General features: G+C 70.0%; 20 protein-coding genes. 6 read left to right on the forward strand and 14 right to left on the reverse strand.

Annotation, left to right across the window (positions count from 1 at the left end; genetic code table 11):
• The 14 genes from ribE to D7Y15_RS07880 form a co-directional block, all read right to left on the reverse strand.
• Nucleotides 1-501 (reverse strand): 6,7-dimethyl-8-ribityllumazine synthase, encoded by a 501-nt coding sequence (ribE, locus tag D7Y15_RS07815; protein ID WP_120576292.1) that lies wholly within the window; start codon nucleotides 499-501, stop codon nucleotides 1-3.
• Nucleotides 502-528: 27 nt separating this feature from the next.
• The gene (locus D7Y15_RS07820; RefSeq protein WP_120576293.1) at nucleotides 529-1194 is read right to left on the reverse strand and encodes a riboflavin synthase; all 666 of its coding nucleotides are present in this window, start codon (nucleotides 1192-1194) and stop codon (nucleotides 529-531) included.
• A 40-nt stretch (nucleotides 1195-1234) separates the two neighbouring features.
• Nucleotides 1235-2398 (reverse strand): bifunctional diaminohydroxyphosphoribosylaminopyrimidine deaminase/5-amino-6-(5-phosphoribosylamino)uracil reductase RibD, encoded by a 1164-nt coding sequence (ribD, locus tag D7Y15_RS07825; RefSeq protein WP_120576294.1) that lies wholly within the window; start codon nucleotides 2396-2398, stop codon nucleotides 1235-1237.
• A 10-nt stretch (nucleotides 2399-2408) separates the two neighbouring features.
• A complete protein-coding gene (gene nrdR / locus D7Y15_RS07830; RefSeq protein WP_120576295.1) occupies nucleotides 2409-2912 on the reverse strand; it encodes a transcriptional regulator NrdR in 504 nt (167 codons plus the stop codon).
• A 7-nt stretch (nucleotides 2913-2919) separates the two neighbouring features.
• Nucleotides 2920-4176, reverse strand: a complete 1257-nt coding sequence (gene glyA / locus D7Y15_RS07835; protein WP_120576296.1) for a serine hydroxymethyltransferase — start codon at nucleotides 4174-4176, stop codon at nucleotides 2920-2922.
• A 57-nt stretch (nucleotides 4177-4233) separates the two neighbouring features.
• Nucleotides 4234-4680, reverse strand: a complete 447-nt coding sequence (rpiB, locus tag D7Y15_RS07840; RefSeq protein WP_121752169.1) for a ribose 5-phosphate isomerase B — start codon at nucleotides 4678-4680, stop codon at nucleotides 4234-4236.
• Nucleotides 4681-4783: 103 nt separating this feature from the next.
• Nucleotides 4784-6040 (reverse strand): beta-ketoacyl-ACP synthase II, encoded by a 1257-nt coding sequence (gene fabF / locus D7Y15_RS07845; protein WP_120576298.1) that lies wholly within the window; start codon nucleotides 6038-6040, stop codon nucleotides 4784-4786.
• Nucleotides 6041-6126: 86 nt separating this feature from the next.
• Nucleotides 6127-6375 carry an acyl carrier protein gene (acpP, locus tag D7Y15_RS07850; RefSeq protein WP_014395452.1) on the reverse strand — a complete coding sequence of 83 codons (249 nt, stop codon included), beginning with the start codon at nucleotides 6373-6375 and terminating at the stop codon, nucleotides 6127-6129.
• Between the two features lie 106 nt (nucleotides 6376-6481).
• The gene (fabG, locus tag D7Y15_RS07855; protein WP_120576299.1) at nucleotides 6482-7231 is read right to left on the reverse strand and encodes a 3-oxoacyl-[acyl-carrier-protein] reductase; all 750 of its coding nucleotides are present in this window, start codon (nucleotides 7229-7231) and stop codon (nucleotides 6482-6484) included.
• Nucleotides 7228-8166, reverse strand: coding sequence for an ACP S-malonyltransferase (gene fabD / locus D7Y15_RS07860; RefSeq protein ID WP_121752170.1), 939 nt, complete (start codon nucleotides 8164-8166; stop codon nucleotides 7228-7230). Before fabD ends, fabG begins: the two co-directional genes overlap by 4 nt.
• A 28-nt stretch (nucleotides 8167-8194) precedes the next feature.
• Nucleotides 8195-9196: a beta-ketoacyl-ACP synthase III gene (locus D7Y15_RS07865; RefSeq protein ID WP_121752171.1), complete on the reverse strand. Its 1002-nt coding sequence runs from the start codon at nucleotides 9194-9196 to the stop codon at nucleotides 8195-8197.
• A gap of 43 nt (nucleotides 9197-9239) precedes the next feature.
• On the reverse strand, nucleotides 9240-10301 hold the full coding sequence (plsX, locus tag D7Y15_RS07870) for a phosphate acyltransferase PlsX (protein WP_120576302.1): 1062 nt from the start codon (nucleotides 10299-10301) through the stop codon (nucleotides 9240-9242).
• A gap of 20 nt (nucleotides 10302-10321) precedes the next feature.
• Entirely contained in the window at nucleotides 10322-10510 is a 189-nt protein-coding gene (gene rpmF, locus D7Y15_RS07875; RefSeq protein WP_014395447.1) for a 50S ribosomal protein L32, read from the reverse strand.
• 58 nt (nucleotides 10511-10568) lie between these two features.
• Nucleotides 10569-11168 (reverse strand): DUF177 domain-containing protein, encoded by a 600-nt coding sequence (locus D7Y15_RS07880; RefSeq protein WP_120576303.1) that lies wholly within the window; start codon nucleotides 11166-11168, stop codon nucleotides 10569-10571.
• A gap of 128 nt (nucleotides 11169-11296) precedes the next feature.
• Here D7Y15_RS07880 and D7Y15_RS07885 point away from each other — a divergent pair, with 128 nt between their 5' ends.
• The 6 genes from D7Y15_RS07885 (at nucleotide 11297) to D7Y15_RS07910 (ending at nucleotide 17641) form a co-directional block, all read left to right on the forward strand.
• Nucleotides 11297-12226, forward strand: coding sequence for a hypothetical protein (locus D7Y15_RS07885; protein WP_120576304.1), 930 nt, complete (start codon nucleotides 11297-11299; stop codon nucleotides 12224-12226).
• Nucleotides 12223-12711, forward strand: coding sequence for a hypothetical protein (locus D7Y15_RS07890; protein WP_120576305.1), 489 nt, complete (start codon nucleotides 12223-12225; stop codon nucleotides 12709-12711). Before D7Y15_RS07885 ends, D7Y15_RS07890 begins: the two co-directional genes overlap by 4 nt.
• A 128-nt stretch (nucleotides 12712-12839) precedes the next feature.
• Nucleotides 12840-13520, forward strand: coding sequence for a winged helix-turn-helix domain-containing protein (locus D7Y15_RS07895; protein ID WP_120576306.1), 681 nt, complete (start codon nucleotides 12840-12842; stop codon nucleotides 13518-13520).
• Between the two features lie 7 nt (nucleotides 13521-13527).
• Nucleotides 13528-14889: a cell wall metabolism sensor histidine kinase WalK gene (locus tag D7Y15_RS07900; RefSeq protein ID WP_121752172.1), complete on the forward strand. Its 1362-nt coding sequence runs from the start codon at nucleotides 13528-13530 to the stop codon at nucleotides 14887-14889.
• A 13-nt stretch (nucleotides 14890-14902) separates the two neighbouring features.
• Nucleotides 14903-15853 (forward strand): metallophosphoesterase, encoded by a 951-nt coding sequence (locus D7Y15_RS07905; protein WP_120576308.1) that lies wholly within the window; start codon nucleotides 14903-14905, stop codon nucleotides 15851-15853.
• 180 nt (nucleotides 15854-16033) lie between these two features.
• The gene (locus D7Y15_RS07910; protein WP_120576309.1) at nucleotides 16034-17641 is read left to right on the forward strand and encodes a S1C family serine protease; all 1608 of its coding nucleotides are present in this window, start codon (nucleotides 16034-16036) and stop codon (nucleotides 17639-17641) included.
• The last annotated feature ends 138 nt before the right edge of the window (nucleotides 17642-17779 follow it).

Genomic DNA, 17779 nt, shown 5'->3' on the forward strand with positions numbered 1-17779 from the left:
TTATCCCTTTCGCTCCGCGCCGGACATCCGCGCGAAGAGGTTGACCATCTCGATGCAGGCCAGCGTGGCCTCCGCGCCCTTGTTGCCCGCCTTCACGCCCGCCCGGTCGATGGCCTGCTCCACGGTATCGCACGTGAGGACGCCGAACGTCACCGCCGCAGGCCGGGGGCCCGCCGCGGCGCTGAACGCCACCGAACCAATGCCCTTGGCGCACTCGCCAGCCACGTAGTCGAAGTGGGGGGTGCCGCCGCGAATCACCGCGCCCAGGACGATGATGCCCGCGTACTGGCCACCCTCCGACACGCGGCGGGTGACGCCGGGCAGCTCATAGGTGCCGGGGCAGCGGTACACGTCGATGGCGTCGTCCTTCACGCCATGGCGCACCAGGGTGTCCACGGCGCCCTTCAAGAGCTCCTCCGTGATGAAGCTGTTGAACCGGGACACGCAGATGGCGAACCGGCCCTGGGGGGGGAGGAAATCCCCTTCGAAATAGCGAGGCATGGCGCGCTCCTTACACCACCCGAGCCCCTACCCGCGAGGGCTGAAACCCGCGGCCCGCACCACCGCCTCCGTCAGCCCCGCTCCCTGGGCGGCGGCCTCGGGGGCGCCCCGGAGGGCGTACAGCCGGGCCACGTACTTGCCAATGAGGTCGCCCTCCAGGTTCACCCGGGCCCCGGGCCCCTTGCCGTGCAGGGTGGTGCGCTCCTGCGTCTCCGGAATCAGCTGTACCCGGAAGCGGTCCGTCTCCACCGCGTTCACCGTGAGGCTGATGCCGTCGATGGTGACGGAGCCCTTCTCGATGAAGCAGGGCGCCAGCTCCGGGGGCAGCCGGAACACCATCACCCACGAGCCGCCCTCCGCGAACGTCTCCAGCACTTCACTGACGGCGTCCACGTGGCCCGACACCAGGTGTCCGCCCAGCCGGTCCCCCAGGGCGAGCGCCCGCTCCAGGTTCACCTTGTCGCCTGTCTTCCGGGCCCCCAGGGTGGTGCGCCGAAGCGTCTCCGGGGCCGCCTGCACGCGGAAGGTGTCCCCGCCCTTCTCCACGACGGTGAGGCAGGCGCCGTCCACGGCGATGGATTCCCCCAGGGCGAAGGCCTCCGCGCCCAGCGAGGTGCGAATCCAGAAGTCGGTCATCGCGCCGGTGGTGACGCGGGTGACGGTGCCAGTGTCCTGGATGAGTCCGGTGAACATGGCCGGAACCTTAACGGATGCCCTGTCCGGGCGCTGGCCTTCAGAGCAGCGCGCGCAGGAGGACGTCGTCCCCCACCTTCTCCATCGTCAGGTCCTTCACGGCCAGGGCGTGGGCCATGTCCTTCACGCCCAGCTCGCCCGCCCACGACAGGCCCCCGGCCCCCACCAGCTTGGGAGCGAGGAACAGGGCGAGCGCATCCGCCAGGTGCTCGCGAAGCAGCGTGCCGTACAGGCCCGCGCCGCCCTCCACGAGCACGTGGTTGAGCCCTTCCTTCTTCACGCGCTTCAGCACCGCCTTCAGGTCCACGCGGTCCTGCTTCGCGCGCACGTTCCACACCTCCACGCCCTGGGCCAGGAAGCGCCGGGCGCGCCGGCCCTCCGGGTCCTCCAGCGTGGCGATGACGGTGCGCGCGGGGCTGCGCTGCGTGAAGACGGTGTGCCCCGGGGACAGCTTGAGGTGCGAGTCCACCACCACGCGCACCGGGTCCTTGCCCCCGCCCCCCGGCAGCCGCGTGGTGAGCTGCGGGTCATCCATGCGCACGGTGTTCGCGCCCACGAGGATGGCGTCCACCTGGTTGCGCAGCCGGTGCACCCACGCGCGAGACGCCTCGCCCGTCACCCAGCGCGAGTCTCCGGAGGGCGCGGCGATCTTCCCGTCCAGCGTCACCGCGGCCTTGAGCGTCACCCACGGCAGGCCCGTGCGCATCATCTTGAAGAAGGGCCGGTTGAGCGCGTCCGCTTCATCCTTGAGGACGTGCGTCACCACCGCCACGCCGCCGCGCTTGAGCCGGTTGAGCCCCTTGCCGCTGACCAGTGGGTTGGGGTCCGACGACGCGCTGAACACGCGCCGCACGCCGGCCTCCAGCACCGCCAGGCTGCACGGCGGGGTGCGCCCGTAGTGGTCACACGGCTCCAGCGTCGTGTAGAGGTCCGCGCCGCGCGCCTTGGAGCCCGCGGCCTCCAGCGCCACGACTTCCGCGTGCGCCGTGCCGGCCTTCTTGTGGTGGCCGCGCGCGATGATGCGCCCGCCCTTCACCAGCACCGCCCCCACGACGGGATTGGGGCTGGTGCGGCCCAGGCCCTTGGCGGCTTCTTCCAGGGCGATGCGCATGAAGAACTCGGCCACCGCGTGGTCGAAGTCCGCCGCGCGCTTGGAGCGGGGCGTCTTCACCGCCTGCAACCGTGACCTCGTGAGCAAGCGCATACCGCCCTTCCTAACCGTCCTTGGGCGGAGTCACAGGCGGCTTCGCCTTGCGCTCACGCTCCTGGTCCTCGAGCAGGTCCTTCAGCTCGTGCATGAACTCGGAGATGTCCCGGAAGCTCCGGTACACGGACGCGAAGCGAACGTACGCCACCTCGTCCAGTTGCTGTAACCGCCGCATCACGTGCTCGCCAATGGATGAGGAGGGAACCTCCTTCTCCCCCATCCCCTGGAGCAGCCGCTCGATGTCCTCCACCGTCGCCTCCAGCTGCGCGGCGGACACCGGGCGCTTCTCACACGCCTTCTTCAGGCCGTTGAGCATCTTCTCGCGGTCGAAGGCCTCGCGGCGCCCGTCCTTCTTCACGATGAGCGGGTAGAGCTCCTCCACCCGCTCGTACGTGGTGAAGCGGCGCTTGCAGACCAGGCACTCGCGGCGCCGCCGGATGACGGAGCCCTCGTGCGACTCTCGCGAGTCGATGACCTTGTTCTCCGGGTCCTGACAGAAGGGGCAGCGCACGGGCGGGCTACTTCAACCGCGAGGCGTACAGCGGGAAGCCCTGCGCCAACTCCTTCACCTGCCCCTTGACCCGCGCGAGCGCCGCGTCGTCCTGCGCGGCGTCCAGCGCCTGGCCGATGAGCCGGCCCACCACCGCCATCTCCGCCTCGCGCATGCCGCGCGTGGTGATGGCCGGGGTGCCCACCCGGACGCCAGAGGTCGTCGTGGGCTTCTCCGGGTCGAAGGGGATCATGTTCTTGTTGACCGTGATGCCCGCCTTGCCCAGCACGTCCTCGGCCACCTTGCCGGTGAGCTTCTTGGCGCGCAGGTCCACCAGCATCAGGTGGTTGTCCGTGCCGCCCGAGCACAGCCGCAGGCCCGCGGACTTCAGCGCCTCCGCCAGCGCCTGCGCGTTGGCGACAATCTGCTTCTGGTACGTCTTGAACTCCGGCGACAGCGCTTCCTTGAAGGCCACCGCCTTGCCCGCGATGGCGTGCATCAGCGGGCCGCCCTGGATGCCGGGGAAGATCTGGCTGTTGATGGTCTTCGCGAAGGCCTCACGGCTGAGCACCATGCCGCCGCGAGGACCGCGCAGCGTCTTGTGCGTCGTCGTCGTGACGATTTCAGCGAAGGGCACCGGCGACGGGTGCACGCCCGCGGCCACCAGGCCCGCGATGTGGGCCATGTCCACCAGCATGGCGGCGCCCACCTTGTCGGCGATCTCCCGGAACTTCGCGAAGTCGAGCGTGCGCGGGTACGCGCTCGCGCCCACCACCAGCACCTTGGGCTTGTGCTCCAGGGCCAGCGACTCCACCTGCGCGAAGTCGATGGTCTCCGTGTCGCGGGACAGGCCGTAGTGGACGACCTTGTAGAGCTTGCCGGAGAAGTTGAACGCCGCGCCGTGGGTGAGATGGCCGCCGGAGTTCAGGTCCAGGGACAGCATCGTCTCACCCGGCTTCATCAGCGCCATGAAGGCGCCCATGTTGGCCTGGCTGCCGGAGTGCGCCTGCACGTTCACCGCGTCCGCGCCGAACAGCTCCTTCGCGCGCGCGATGGCCAGGTTCTCCGCCACGTCCACCACCTCGCAGCCGCCGTAGTAGCGCTTGCCGGGGTAGCCTTCCGCGTACTTGTTGGTGAGCACGGAGCCCACCGCCTCCAGCACCGCGGGGCTGACGAAGTTCTCCGAGGCGATGAGCTCCAGCCCCTCCTCCTGACGCTCCGTCTCGTGCCGGAGCACCTGGGCGATTTCAGGATCCACCTGGGACAGCGTGCGGGTGTTCTCCATGGGGGTTGCCTCCTGGCGTACGAACGAAGGGGACTGCGAAGGGACGCCTCACGGCCCTCAGCGCTGCTGGGCCTCGACGTCGCGAATCTTCTGGACGCGCTTCTCGTGGCGGCCGCCCTCGAAGGCGGTGGAGAGGAAGGCCTCCAGGATGCCGCGCGCCACGCCCGCGCCCACCACGCGCTGGCCCAGGCACAACACGTTGGCGTCGTTGTGCGCGCGGGTCATCCGCGCCTCGAACTCGGTGGTGCACAGGGCCGCCCGGATGCCCCGGTGCTTGTTGGCCACGATGCTCATCCCGATGCCGGTGCCGCACACCAGCACGCCCAGCGTGCCCTCTTCCGCCACCACCGCGCGCGCCACCTGCGAGGCGAAGTCCGGGTAGTCCACGGACTCGCGCGTCTGGGGGCCCAGGTCCTGGAAGCTGGTGCCGCGCTCCTTCAGGAGCGCCACCAGTTCCTGGCGCAGCTCGATGCCCGCATGGTCGGAGGCGAGGATGACTTTCACGGCCGGACTCCGGAAGGCGGGGCCCGCGCCGTGAGGGCGGGGCCGGGAAGGAGGGCCCCTGCCCGCCGCTGCCCGTCACCGGGAGCAGCGGGCCGGATGGCCGTCAGGCGAAGCGCTTGAACACCAGGACCGCGTTGGTGCCGCCGAAGCCGAACGAGTTGCTCATCACCGCGTCGACACGGGCGTCGCGCGCCGTGTTGGGCACGTAGTCCAGGTCGCAGTCCGGGTCCGGAGATGTCATGTTGATGGTGGGCGGCAGCACGTTCTTGGTGAGCACCTGCACGCTCACCACCGCCTCCGCGCCACCCGCCGCGCCGAGCATGTGGCCCGTCATGGACTTGGTGGACGACACCGCCAGCTTGCGCGCGTGGTCGCCGAACACGGCCTTCAGGGCCTTGGTCTCGTTCGCGTCGTTGAACGGCGTGGACGTGCCGTGGGCGTTGACGTAGCCCACCTGGTCCGGCCGCATGCCCGCGGACGCCAGCGCCAGGCGCATGCAGCGCGCCGCGCCCTCGCCCTCCGGGGCAGGCTGGGTGACGTGGTACGCGTCCGAGTTGGCGCCGTACCCCACCACCTCCGCCAGGATGTTGGCGCCGCGCTTCTTCGCGGCCTCCATCTCCTCCAGGATGACGATGCCCGCGCCCTCGCCCATCACGAAGCCGTCGCGCTCCTTGTCGAAGGGACGGCTGGCGCGCGCCGGGTCGTCGTTGCGCGTGGACAGGGCCTTCATCACGGAGAAGCCGCCCATGCCCAGGGGCGTGATGGCCGCTTCCGCGCCGCCCGCGATGGCCGCGTCCGTCTCACCCAGGCGGATGGACTTCCAGGCCTCGCCGATGGCGTGCGCGCTGGTGGCGCACGCCGACACCGGGGACCAGTTGGGGCCCTTACAGTTGTAGCGCATGGAGATGAGCCCAGGCGCCATGTTGATGATCATCTGGATGATGAAGAAGGGCGACAGCCGGTCGAACCCCTTCTCCAGCCCCTTGCGGTGCTGCTCCTCCAGGGAGGAGATGCCGCCGATGCCGGAGCCCACGATGACGCCCACGCGCTCCGGCTGGTAGCCATGGGGCGCGTCCGGGCCGATGGGCAGGCCAGACTCCTTCACCGCCATGTCGGCCGCGGCCATCGCGTACTGGGCGAACAGGTCCATCCGGCGCACTTCGCGCCTGTCGATGAACTGCTCGGGCTGGAAGTCCTTCACCTCGCCCGCGATTCGCGCGTCGAGCTTCCCCAGGTCGAAACGGGTGATCGTGCTGATACCGGATTGACCGGCCAGCATCGCCTGCCAGTTCTTCTCGGTGCCGGTGCCCAGCGCAGAAATGATGCCGGTTCCGGTGATGACGACTCGACGGTTTGACACTGTTCTTCTCCGCTGACCGCGATGGGGCGTGGAAGCGCCGGTGAGGACGCTCCCCCAGGCCCCGGACTTCCGGGTGTCGCGACTGCCTACTTCTTGTGGGTCTTCACGTAGTTCACGGCGTCGCCGACGGTCTTGATGTTCTCCGCCTCGTCATCCGGAATCTCGACCTCGAACTCCTCTTCCATCGCCATGACCAGCTCGACGATGTCGAGGCTGTCCGCGCCCAGGTCTTCGATGAAGGACGACTCGGGCTTGATCTCATCCTCACCCACACCGAGCTGGTCGGCGATGATGGACTTGATCTTGGTTTCCACGTCGGTTGCGGTGGTGGACATACGTGCAGAACCCTCCAGCTACAGATGGGGCCCGCCGTTTTGAGTCGCGGGCCGTCTTCAAGGCGGGCGCGGTATATCCCACGCCCGGCGCCAATCCAACCTTGGCTTACATGTACATGCCGCCGTTGACCTTCAGGACCTCGCCGGTGATGTAGGACGCCGCATCACTCGCGAGGAACACCACGGCCCCGGCGACCTCCTCCGGGTTGCCCAGGCGGCCGAGCGCGATGCCGCCCACCATCTTCTGGCGCAGCTCGTCGTCCAGGTGCGACGTCATGTCGGTCCCGATGAACCCGGGGGACACGGCATTGACGCGGACGCTCCGGCTGGCCAGCTCCTTGGCCACGGACTTGGTCAGGCCGATGAGCCCCGCCTTGGCCGCCGAGTAGGCCGCCTGCCCCGGGTTGCCCATCTCCCCCACGACCGAGGTGATGTTGATGATGGCGCCGGAGCGCTGCTTCATCATGGGCCGGCTGGCGGCGCGGATGAGCGCGAAGGCGCCCCGGAGGTTGGTGTCCATCTGCCGGTCCCAGTCCTCGTCCTTGACGCGCATCACCAGACCGTCAATGGCCATGCCCGCGTTGTTCACCAGCACGTCCAGCCGGCCGTGCGCCTTGATGACGCCGTCGATGGCGCCCGCGCACGCGGCGGTGTCCGCCAGGTCGAACCGCACGGCCTCCGCCTTCGCGCCCGCCTGCTGGAGCAGGCCCACCGTCTCCTGCGCGGCGGCCTCGTTGCCCACGTAGCTGATGACCACGGTGGACGCGCCCGCCTTCGCGAAGGCCTGCGCGCACGCCCGGCCGATGCCGCGCGAGCCGCCCGTCACCAGCACCACCTTGTCCTTGAAGCCGCTCATGCTGCCCCCAACGCGGCGAGCACCTTCTCCAGGGTCGCGGCGTTCTCGACGTTGAACGATTCGATGTCCTTGGTGATGCGCTTGATGAGTCCGCCCAGCACCTTGCCCGGCCCCAGCTCCACCACGTGCGTGACGCCGTTCGCCTTCAGCGACTCCACGCACTCAATCCAACGCACTGGCGAGCTCACCTGCTCCAGCAGCAGCGGCACCACGCGGGACGCGTCCGCGTTGGGCTTCGCCTCCACGTTGCTCACCACCGGCACGGACGGCGCCAGGATGCGCACGCCCGCCAGCACCTCCGCCAGGCGCGGCTTCACGGGGTCCATCAGCGCGCAGTGGAAGGGCGCGGAGACGGGCAGCGGCATGACGCGCTTGGCCCCGGCCTCCTTGCACTTCGCGCCGGCGCGCTCCACCGCGGCCGCGTGGCCCGCGATGACCGTCTGCTCGGGCGAGTTGTAGTTGGCCGGGGAGACGACCTGCCCTTCCGCCGCCGCGTCGCAGGCGGCCTTCACCGCGTCCGGGCTGAGGCCCAGGATGACGGCCATGCCGCCCGTGCCCACGGGCACCGCCTCCTGCATGAAGGTGCCGCGCGCGCGCACCGCCCGCGCCGCGTCCTGGAGGTTCATGGCGCCCGCGGCCACCAGCGCGGAGTACTCGCCCAGCGAGTGGCCCGCGACGAACGCGGGGGCCGGGCCGCGCTTCTGGAACACCGCGTGAACCGCGGCCGACACCGTGAGGATGGCCGGCTGGGTATTGGCGGTGAGCTTCAGCGCGTCTTCCGGGCCCTCGAAGCAGGAGGTGGAGAGCTTCTCGTGCAGCGCGTCGTCCACGGCGTCGAAGACGGCCCGCGCTTCAGGGAACTGCTCGTAGAGGTCCTTGCCCATCCCCACGGCCTGACTGCCCTGCCCGGGAAACACGAACGCGACCTTCGCCATGTTGCGGTCCTTCCTTGTGTCGTCCTGCCTACCAGCGCACCACCGCGCTGCCCCACGCCATCCCCGCGCCAATGGCCATCATCGCGATGACGTCGCCGCGCTTGAGGCGGCCGGCGCGCTGCGCCTCGTCCAGCGACATGGGCAGCGAGGCGGACGACGTGTTGCCGTACTTGTGCAGGTTGAGCCAGCATTTTTCCTTGGGAATCTCCAGCCGCTCCATCACGGCTTCCAGGATTCGCAGGTTCGCCTGATGGGCGATGACGTGGTCCACCTGCGTCGTATCCATCCCGTGGGCCCCCAAGGACGTCTGGGTGGATTCCACCAACGCGCGCACCGCGAAGCGGAACACTTCCTTCCCGCTCATCTTGAGCTTGTGAAGATTTGCATCCACGTTGTCCGCGGTGACGGGGGTACGCGAGCCACCGGCAGGGATGCAGAGCAGGTTCGCGAGGTCGCCGTCGGTGCGCAGATGGGTGGAGAGGATGCCGCGCGGCGCCATGGCGTCTTCGTCCGCGTCCTGTTCCGCCGCCAACACCAGGGCGCCCGCACCGTCCCCGAAGAGGACGCAGGTGTTGCGGTCCGTCCAATCCACCGCGCGGGTGAGCAGGTCCGCGCCCACGACGAGCGCGCGCTTCACCTGGCCCGAGCGCACGAACTGGTCCGCCACGCTCAGCGCATACAGCCCACCCGCGCACGCGGCGGACACGTCGAAGGCGAAGGCGCGCTTCGCACCCAGCTTCGACTGCACCAGCGCGGCGCACGAAGGCATGGGCATGTCCGCGGTGACGGTTCCCACGATGATGAGGTCCAGGTCGCCGGGCGCCACGCCCGCCATTTCCAGCGCGTGACGGGAGGCGTTCACCGCCAGGTCGCTCGTCGCCTCATCGGGGGCGGCCTGCCTGCGCTCCTGGATGCCGGTGCGCTCGCGGATCCACGTGTCGCTGGTGTCCACCAGGCGCTCCAGGTCCTGGTTGGTCAGGACCTGCGCGGGAGCATAGGAACCCGTTCCGATGATGTGCGTGCGTGCCAAGAGGCCTCCGAGTCGTCGGAGTCCAACGCATGGCCGGCGCGCTCTAATCGGCCCCTTCGTCCCCGTCCGCCTTCCTTCCCCGCTGGTGGGGAGGAAGCCAGGCGGCGGCGTTGGCAATGCAGCGCGTCAGCTCTTCCTGCACGCCCGCGCGCACATGCTGCAGCGCGGTGACGAGCGCGTTGTGGATGGCGCGGGGAGAGGAGCGGCCGTGCGCGACGATGCCCACTCCCTGGAGGCCCAGGAGCGGCGCGCCGCCGTATTCGGCGTAGTCCATGACGCGGCGCAGCCCCAGCAGGGTGGGCTTGAGCAGGAGCGCGCCCAGCTTCTCCGGCAGGCCGCCGCGCTTCTCGATGGCGGAGCGCAGGAGTCCGGTGATGCCCATGCCCACGCCCTCGGAGGTCTTGAGGACGATGTTGCCGGTGAAGCCGTCCGTCACGACGACCTCCACGTCGCCGGAGAACAGGTCCTTGCCCTCCACGTAGCCCACGAACTCCAGGTCCGAGCGGCGCAGCAGCGCGCTGACGTCCCGCGTGAGCTGCGTGCCCTTGGATTCCTCTTCGCCGTTGGAGAGCACCGCCACCCGGGGACGCTTCACGCCCAGGCGGGTGCGCGAATAGGCCTCGCCGAGCACGGCGAACTGGGCCAGGTGCGAGGGACGGCAGTCCACGTTGGCGCCCGCGTCCAGCAGCAGGCAGCGGCCTTCGCCCTTCAAGGCCGGGAACAGGGCCGCGATGGCCGGACGCTCCACGCCGGGAATCCGGCCGAGCGTCAACATGCCACCGGCCATCACCGCGCCGGAGTTGCCCGCCGACACGAGGGCGGACGCCTCCCCTTGCCGGACGAGCTCGAAGCCCACCCGGAGCGAGGAGTCCCGCTTGCGCCGGAACGCGGCGGTCGCGGGGTCGTCCATCTCCACCACTTCGGACGCGTGGTGGAGGTGGATGTTGGGAGGCGAACCGGCGCGCTCCAGGACAGGGCGTACACGCGTGGCGTCCCCGACCAGCACGAGTTCGTGCCCGGGATACGCTCGCGCGAACAGCACGCCCCCGTCCACGACGGCGTCGGGGGCGTGGTCGCCACCCATCGCGTCGAGGACGAGCCGCACCGGCAGCCTTCCGCTTTCAACTACTCCGCGGCGGTCGCGATGACCTCACGGCCACCGTAGTTGCCACAGGCCGCGCAGGCGCGGTGCGGCATCACGGGCTCCTTGCACTTGGAGCACTTGATGACCTGCACGGGGGTCCGCAGGTTGTTGTTGCCGGCCCGACGACGGTCCCGGCGCATCTTCGACGTCCGCTTCTTGGGAACTCCCACGGCTCACCTCGGCATCGGACCCGTCCCCCCTCGCGACCTGCGAGGGGCATAGGGACCGTCAGTTCAGCTTGATGTTCTTCAGCGGCGACAGTCGAGGGTCCACGACCTTCGGCTCGCAGCCGCACTTCTTTTCATTGAGGTTCTGGCCGCACTGCGAGCAGAGCCCCTGGCAGTCTTCCCGACAGACCGCGCTCATCGGGAGCGCGAGCAATACCTGTTCCCGGAGGATCGGATCCAGATCGATCGTCTTCCCATCGAAAACCTGCTCGTCCGTGCCGTCCAGTTCGAAGGTGCCCCCGGATTCACCCTGGGTGCGTTCCTTCTTCTCCATGACCTTCTCGTCGTCGTCCTTGAAGTCGTCTCCCCGGGCCAGGGACTCCGGCACCAGGTTGATGATGAAGGACACGGGGAGGTCCAGCTTCACGTCCGCGAGGCAGCGCTTGCAGGGCGCGCCCAGGTGGACGGTGAAGTTGCCGTTCAGCAGCACGCCGCCGCTGAGCTTGCGCAGGGTGGCGTGGAGCGTGGACGGAGCGGTCGCCTGAAAGCCAGTGCCCTCACCGGACGACTGGCCCTCCAGGGCCTCCTTGAGGAGGCCAGGAGCGATGGGCTCGTCGAGCTTCAGCCCTGCTTCTTTGATTTGTTCAATCTTTACGACCATCTACAAGGCTTCCCGGCAAAAGGGCGCGCAACATAGAGGGACTCCCCCCTTCAGTCAACACGCCGGGTTGGACTCGCGAGCCGAGCCGCGTGGATCCACTCAACACCGCTCTGCTAGCTTTCCATCTGATGCGCAACCCCGCCCGAGGTTGGCGGGGCGCACTCTGTGTCTGGGGGCTCGGGCTGACGCTCGCCCTGCCAGCGCAGGCCCGTGCGCCCCTGCCCCCGTCTCCCCTCCTCTTCCAGTTGGGCCCCACGAGCCCCGCCATCGACTCCGCGAAGGAACTGCTGGAGGCCGGCCGCTTCCAGGAGGCCCTGGGCGTGGTGCAGGGCGGGCTGGATGCGCCCGACGTCACGGACGACGAGCTGGTGGAGCTCTACCGCCTGCAGGGGCTCACCGCCCTCTACCTGGGCGACGAGGCCCTGGCGCGCGGGGCGTACGAGAAGCTGCTCCAGGCCCGGCCGGACTTCGAGCTGCCCCGCTCCGCGCCGCCGAAGGTCCGCGGCCTCTTCGCGAAGCTGAAGGAGGACCTGCGCCACCGCCGCGTCCACCCCGTCACCCTGGAGGTGGACCCCATCCCGGACCCGGCGCCGGGAGACCGCGTGGAGGTGGACGCCGTCCTCCGGGACATGGCGCTGGGCGCGCGGGCCCGGCTGTTCTACCGGCGCGCCGGGGCGCAGGGCTTCTCGTCGGTGGACTTCGTGCGCGACCGCGCCCGGGCCGAGCACTACCTCGCCGTGCTGCCCGCGTATGAGCTGCCGGTGGAGTCCACGCCGTATGAAGTGGAGTACTACTTCGAGGTCGTGGACGCGGCGCAGCGCCGGCTCGCAGGACGCGGGGATCCGTTCCACCCCCTCCTCTTCCAGGTGGCGTCGAAGGCCGCACCCGCCGCGGCCCTGACGGAAGGGACGAGCCGCCCCTGGTACAAGAGCCCCTGGCTCTGGGTGGCCGTGGGCGCGGTGGCCATTGGCGGCACGGCCGGCGTGGTCGCCCTGTCCTCCTCCGAGGAGCGCGGCCGGGTGCCCATCACCATCCGCGTGGAGGACGCAGCACCATGAGACGCCCCACCCTGCTGATGCTGGCGCTGCTCGCCGGCTGCGGCCCGGACGCCACTTCGGAGGCCCTGCCCTTGGGCCTGGACATCACCTTGAGCCGCGCCGTCGCCAGCCAGGTGGGCGCGTACCAGGTGGCCGTGTTGAAGGACGGCACGAAGCGCAACTGCACGGAGCTGCAGCGCACCTGCCTGTCCTCCCAGGTGTCCTCCAGCGACCTGCTGGAGTTGAAGGACGCGGACGGCAACTCGGGGCGCACGCTGCGCTTCCCCTCGGCTCCCGGCGGCGCGGCCATGGGGCTTTCCGTGGACGTGCCGGTGGGCCGCGACTACGCGCTCGTCATCGAGGCGCTGACGGCCGACACGCCCACCCGCTTCCTGGGCAGCTCCTGCAACTACCTGCGCGTGGTGAACTCCGGCACCAACGCGACCCTGGTGGCGGCGCCCATCGAGCTGACCACGCAGTCCTGCGACCCGGTGTTTCCGCGCTGACGCCCGGTCCCAGGTCCCCTGGTGGGAGAGCGGGCATGGTGCATGGATGTCACATGGATGTCCCGGGCGCGCCGGAACGAATCTGTTACGGGACGCCACGCATTCCATCCCTTCGCGGGAGCACCTTCATGGCGCGCATCCTCATCATCGAGGACGAGCAGGACCTGGCCGGACTCGTCGACTACAACCTCCGCGCGGCGGGCTTCGAAACGGACACGGCGAACACCGGCGCGGGGGGGCTCGCCCGGGCGCGGGCCCATCCTCCGGACCTGGTGCTGTTGGACCTGATGCTGCCGGACGTGGCGGGCGGTGAAGTCTTGCGCATGCTCAAGAGCGACGCGGAGCTGAAGAAGGCCGCGGTCGTCATCGTCAGCGCCAAGGGCCAGGAAGCGGACCGCATCCAGGGACTGGAGCTGGGCGCGGACGACTACGTGGTGAAGCCCTTCTCCGTGCGCGAGCTGCTGCTGCGCGTGAAGGCCGTGCTGCGCCGCGCGGACGCGGAGGAAGGCCCCGCCGCGGAGCTGGTCGCGGGCGACATCAGCCTGGACACGTCGCGCCACCAGGTGCGGGTGAAGGGCGAGGAGGTCATCCTCACCGCGCTGGAGTTCCGCCTGCTGCGCACGCTCCTGGAGCGAAGCGACCGCGTGCAGACGCGCGAGGTGCTTCTGTCCGACGTCTGGGGCATCCAGGCCGAAATCCACACGCGCACCGTGGACACGCACATCAAGCGCCTGCGCGAGAAGCTGGGCCCCGCGGGCGACATCATCGAGACCGTACGCGGCGTGGGCTACAAGCTCAGCCCTCCGTGAGGCCGCCATGCCCCTGCGCTTCACGCTCCTGGCCCTGCTCGTCCCTCCCCTGCTGGTCTCGACGCTGCTCGTGCTCTTCGGGCACCCGGCGGGCGCGCTCGCCGCGGGGCTCGTCACGCTGGCGGGCTCCGCGCTGGCCCTGGGGACGAGCCGCGTGGCCATGGAGCGACAGCTTCGCGCGCTGACCCAGAAGACGCAGTCGCTGGCGGCGGGCATGGACGTGGCACCGCCCGCGGGCCTGGAGCGCACGGACGACCTGGCGCAGCTGGAAGACGCCATCGACACGCTGGACGACAAGCTGTCCATGCGCGCCGCCGCGCTCAACCAGGAGGCTCGCATCCTCACCGCCGTGCTGGACGGCATGGCGGAGGGGCTCTGGGTGACGGACGCGGAGGGCACCGTGGTACGCCACAACGACGCGCTCGCGGAGATGCTCCTGCCCGCGCACGGCGCCATCGTGGGCCAGCGGCCGCTCGCGCTCATCCGCAACGAGGCGCTCAACGACGCGGTGGCCCGCGCCTGCCATGAAGGCGCCTCCACGCGGCTGGAGCTGACGCTCGAGGGGCTCTACTCCCGCACCCTGGCCGTGCGCGTGACGCCCGTGGGGCGGGATTTGCCCGGCAGCTCCGCCGTCTTCCACGACGTCACGGACCTGCGCCGGCTGGAGAAGGTGCGCAAGGACTTCGTGGCCAACGTCTCCCACGAGCTGCGCACGCCCATCACCGCCATCCGAGGCTACGCGGAGACGCTCCAGGGCGGCGCGCTCCAGGACACCCAGGTGGCGCCCAAGATGGTGGAGATCATCCACCGCCAGTCCGAGCGCCTCTCCGAGCTGGTGGAGGACCTGCTGGAGCTCTCCCGCCTGGAGGCGCGCGAGATGACCTTCCAGCGCACGGAGGTCCCCCTGGCCCTGGCCGTCTCCCGCGCCGCAGAAGGCGTGCGCCCCAAGGCCGAGGGCAAGAACCAGCAAATCGGGTTGCACGTGCCGCCGGGGCTGGTGGCGATGGGGGATGGGCGGGCCATCGAGCAGGTGCTCCTCAACCTGCTCGACAACGCGGTGAAGTACACGCCTGCGGGCGGCAGGGTGGACGTGGACGGGGCGTACGAGGGCGGCCGGTGCGTCGTGCGCGTGCGCGACACAGGCGTGGGAATCGAGCCCAAGCATCTTTCCCGGATTTTCGAGCGATTCTACCGGGTGGACAAGGGCCGCAGCCGGGACATGGGGGGGACGGGACTGGGCCTTTCCATCGTGAAGCATCTGATGGGCGCGATGGATGGCGAGGTGAAGGTGGAGAGCCAGCCGAACGCGGGCAGTACCTTTGTCATTTTTCTACCCTCGGCGGCTGGCCCGACGGCTGCGACGGGCTAGGATGGGGGCGGCCATGCGGGTCGCCATCCTCGCGGACATTCACGGGAACCTTCCGGCCTGCGAGGCCGTGCTGGACGACATCACCAAATCGGTGGCGCCGGATTACATCGTCGCGGCCGGAGACCTGGCGCTGCGGGGCGCGCACCCGCGCGAGACGGTGGAGCTGCTCTTCAGCAAGTGCCACGCCCTCATCATGGGCAACACGGACGCGTACCTCGCCGGCAACTACCTGGGCGGCGCGTACCGCGAGCGCGACCACTGGAAGACGGAGCTGTTGCGCTGGACGCGCGACCAGCTGGGCGACACGCTGCTCCACCAGCTGGGACAGATGCCCTTCTCCCTGCGCTACACGCCGCGCAAGGGACAGGACCTGTTCATCTGCCACGCGAACCCCCGCAACCTGGAGGAGTCGCTGGACCCCACGCTGGACGACGTCGCGGTGCGCCGCTTCTTCACGCACCTGGACGCGGCCGCGTGCGCCTTCGGGCACCTGCACTTCCCCTACCGCCGGCGCGTGGGCCGGATGCTCATCGCGGACGTGGCCAGCGCCGGGATTCCTCGCGACGGCGACCTGCGCCCCGCCTACGGCGTCTTCACCTTCACCCCCAAGGGCTGGCGCGTGCAGATCCGCCGCGTGCGCTACCCGGTGCGCAAGGCCACCCAGGCCCTCACCGCGCGCCGCGTGCCCGGGGGGCCGCTGCTCATCCACAAGCTCGTGGAGGCAAGGTACCGCCACCACAACGCCCTGATGGAGGCCGCGCGGCGGCACTCGGGGCTGCCTCCTCCGGGGCCCGTGCTGCGTCCGCCCCCGGGGACCGGAGGTGCGCGCCCCGTGCTCGCCGCGCCCTTCGAGAACAACCCTCCGCCAGAGGTTGATCCGTCCACGCTGCCCCTGGACCTGGACGGCACGGTGACGGGCGCATCACCGCTTCCGCCCGACGCGCTCAACGACCTGGACGGGTGAGGCCCACGCCCACCGTGTGCGTCAGGACGGCCCGTCCGGGAATGGACAGGCGCGCCGTCACTTCTGACGGACAGCGGGCTTTTCGCAGCCCGAAATCCGCTTGGCCTCCCGCACGCACAGATGCACTCGGGCGCGCCGGGCCTTAGCAACACCTGAGGCGACGACAACGCGGGAGGGGCCATGGTCGGGTGGATGGTCGGACTGTCGGTGGTAGCGGTGTCCCTGACCGCTGCCGGAGCAGAGGCGCCCTCTACGACTCCGCCGCCCACGGAGGCGCCCGCGGAGGAGTCACCACCGCCCGCGCCATACTGCGAAGGCGAATACGCGGACAGCTACGCCGCTCTGTCCCCCAAGGCGCGGGCCTTCGAGCAGGCGATGAAGAAGAAGTACACGTACTGCGTGCGCAGCACCGCCGTGTACGAGTGCCTGTCCTACGGAGCGGAGGGCAACGTGCGCCGCACGCGCACGCCGGTGTCCGCGCACGGCACCGCGTTCGCTTACAAGCAGCAGGCGGGGGAGACGCTGCTGCTCACCAACGAGCACGTCGTGGAGTGGCCGGACGTCACCAGCGACGCGCGCCCGGTGGACGGCGTGCCTTCCGGCTGCAAGCGCGTGAAGGACGGCCTGAGCATCGTGGAGAACGAGGCGGACCACTACGACCGCGACGACGTTCCGTTGTCCAAGGCGGTGGTGGATCCGCAGCTGGACCTGGCCGTCATCAAGTCCAAGACGCCCCTGACGGTGATGCCGTGGAAGGTGGGCCGGAGCGCCGCCGTGCGCGAGCGCGACGTGGTGGACGTGCGCGGCTTCCCACTGGGCGTCTTCAACGCCACCAACATGGGCAAGGTCATCTCCGCCTACGACCGCGACGAGTACAAGGAGTGGTACCACGACGACTTCGTCATCGACGCGCTCCTGTCGCAGGGAAACTCGGGGTCGCCCGTGCTCGCCATCTCCTGCAAGACGGGCGAGTTCGAGCTGGTGGGCGTCTACCACGCGGGCTATTCGCGAGGCAGCGCGCTCAACGTGGTGGTGGGCATCGACCAGGCGCGCGACCTGATGAACAACCTGCGCCGCACGCCCAAGCGCGCCATGGAGGACACGACGCCGTTGGACGCGCTGGCCCGGGCCCGCGTGGCGAAGCGCGCGGAGGTGTCCGCCACGCCCTTCTTCCCCTTCGGCTCGCGCACCGCGGCGGTGTTCCCTCGCGCGGACGGCACCCTGCTCTTCGCGCTGTATGAACAGGACTTCCCGCGCCGCGTGCACCCGCTGCTCGTGATGGAGGACGTGCCCCTGGCCTCCGCGGACGAGGGCTTCGGGAAGGTGGGGCGCGTCTGGTTCGGCGGCGAGCGGGGCCTGCTGGAGCGCCCTCGTGCGGAGCAGGACGCGGAGCTGCAGCAGCAGCTGGCCCGGCTGCTGGATGCGCTGCGCCGGGACGCGACGCTCGCGTTCTCGTACCAGGACTCGCTGCCGGGCTCGGACGAATCCCGGCAGACCTTCGACACGTCGGCCCGGCTGGGCAAGACGCTGGAGCGCACCATCGTCGCGCACCGCGAGATGAGCGACGCCGCCGCGGAGCTGGCGGACCGCTTCGCGCCGGACATCACCGAGCCCGCGACGCGGACGGAGTCCGTGCTGAAGAACCCTCCGCCGCCCGGCATCCACCTGGGCCTCACGGGTGAACCGGAAGGCCAGCCCTCCACGGGCGCCCCGCCTCGGGACTCCGGTGCTCGCCAACCCGCGAAGAGCACGCAGGGAAAGGGAGCCAGGACTCCGTCGGGCAAGTAGTCCATCCGGAACGCGACAGCCCGCGCGAGGCATGCAGCGCTGCGCGGCAAGGACTCCGGCGGCCCGGTCACCCGTCCGGAACGCGACAGCCCGCGAAAAGCACGCAGCGGGACGTGGCCAGGACTCCGTCGGACCGGC

The sequence above is a fragment of the Corallococcus sp. AB030 genome, assembly GCF_003668965.1.
Classification (GTDB): domain Bacteria; phylum Myxococcota; class Myxococcia; order Myxococcales; family Myxococcaceae; genus Corallococcus; species Corallococcus exiguus.

What these genes read in the sequence shown, in the direction of transcription:
- ribE (WP_120576292.1), bottom strand. Translation starts at nt 501, where the DNA reads ATGCCTCGCTATTTCGAAGGGGATTTCCTCCCCCCCCAGGGCCGGTTC.
- D7Y15_RS07880 (WP_120576303.1), bottom strand. Translation starts at nt 11,168, where the DNA reads ATGGTCGTAAAGATTGAACAAATCAAAGAAGCAGGGCTGAAGCTCGAC.
- D7Y15_RS07895 (WP_120576306.1), top strand. Translation starts at nt 12,840, where the DNA reads ATGGCGCGCATCCTCATCATCGAGGACGAGCAGGACCTGGCCGGACTC.
- D7Y15_RS07910 (WP_120576309.1), top strand. Translation starts at nt 16,034, where the DNA reads ATGGTCGGGTGGATGGTCGGACTGTCGGTGGTAGCGGTGTCCCTGACC.
- glyA (WP_120576296.1), bottom strand. Translation starts at nt 4,176, where the DNA reads ATGGAGAACACCCGCACGCTGTCCCAGGTGGATCCTGAAATCGCCCAG.
- D7Y15_RS07885 (WP_120576304.1), top strand. Translation starts at nt 11,297, where the DNA reads ATGCGCAACCCCGCCCGAGGTTGGCGGGGCGCACTCTGTGTCTGGGGG.
- D7Y15_RS07890 (WP_120576305.1), top strand. Translation starts at nt 12,223, where the DNA reads ATGAGACGCCCCACCCTGCTGATGCTGGCGCTGCTCGCCGGCTGCGGC.
- D7Y15_RS07820 (WP_120576293.1), bottom strand. Translation starts at nt 1,194, where the DNA reads ATGTTCACCGGACTCATCCAGGACACTGGCACCGTCACCCGCGTCACC.
- fabG (WP_120576299.1), bottom strand. Translation starts at nt 7,231, where the DNA reads ATGAGCGGCTTCAAGGACAAGGTGGTGCTGGTGACGGGCGGCTCGCGC.
- ribD (WP_120576294.1), bottom strand. Translation starts at nt 2,398, where the DNA reads ATGCGCTTGCTCACGAGGTCACGGTTGCAGGCGGTGAAGACGCCCCGC.
- D7Y15_RS07905 (WP_120576308.1), top strand. Translation starts at nt 14,903, where the DNA reads ATGCGGGTCGCCATCCTCGCGGACATTCACGGGAACCTTCCGGCCTGC.
- acpP (WP_014395452.1), bottom strand. Translation starts at nt 6,375, where the DNA reads ATGTCCACCACCGCAACCGACGTGGAAACCAAGATCAAGTCCATCATC.
- fabD (WP_121752170.1), bottom strand. Translation starts at nt 8,166, where the DNA reads ATGGCGAAGGTCGCGTTCGTGTTTCCCGGGCAGGGCAGTCAGGCCGTG.
- D7Y15_RS07900 (WP_121752172.1), top strand. Translation starts at nt 13,528, where the DNA reads ATGCCCCTGCGCTTCACGCTCCTGGCCCTGCTCGTCCCTCCCCTGCTG.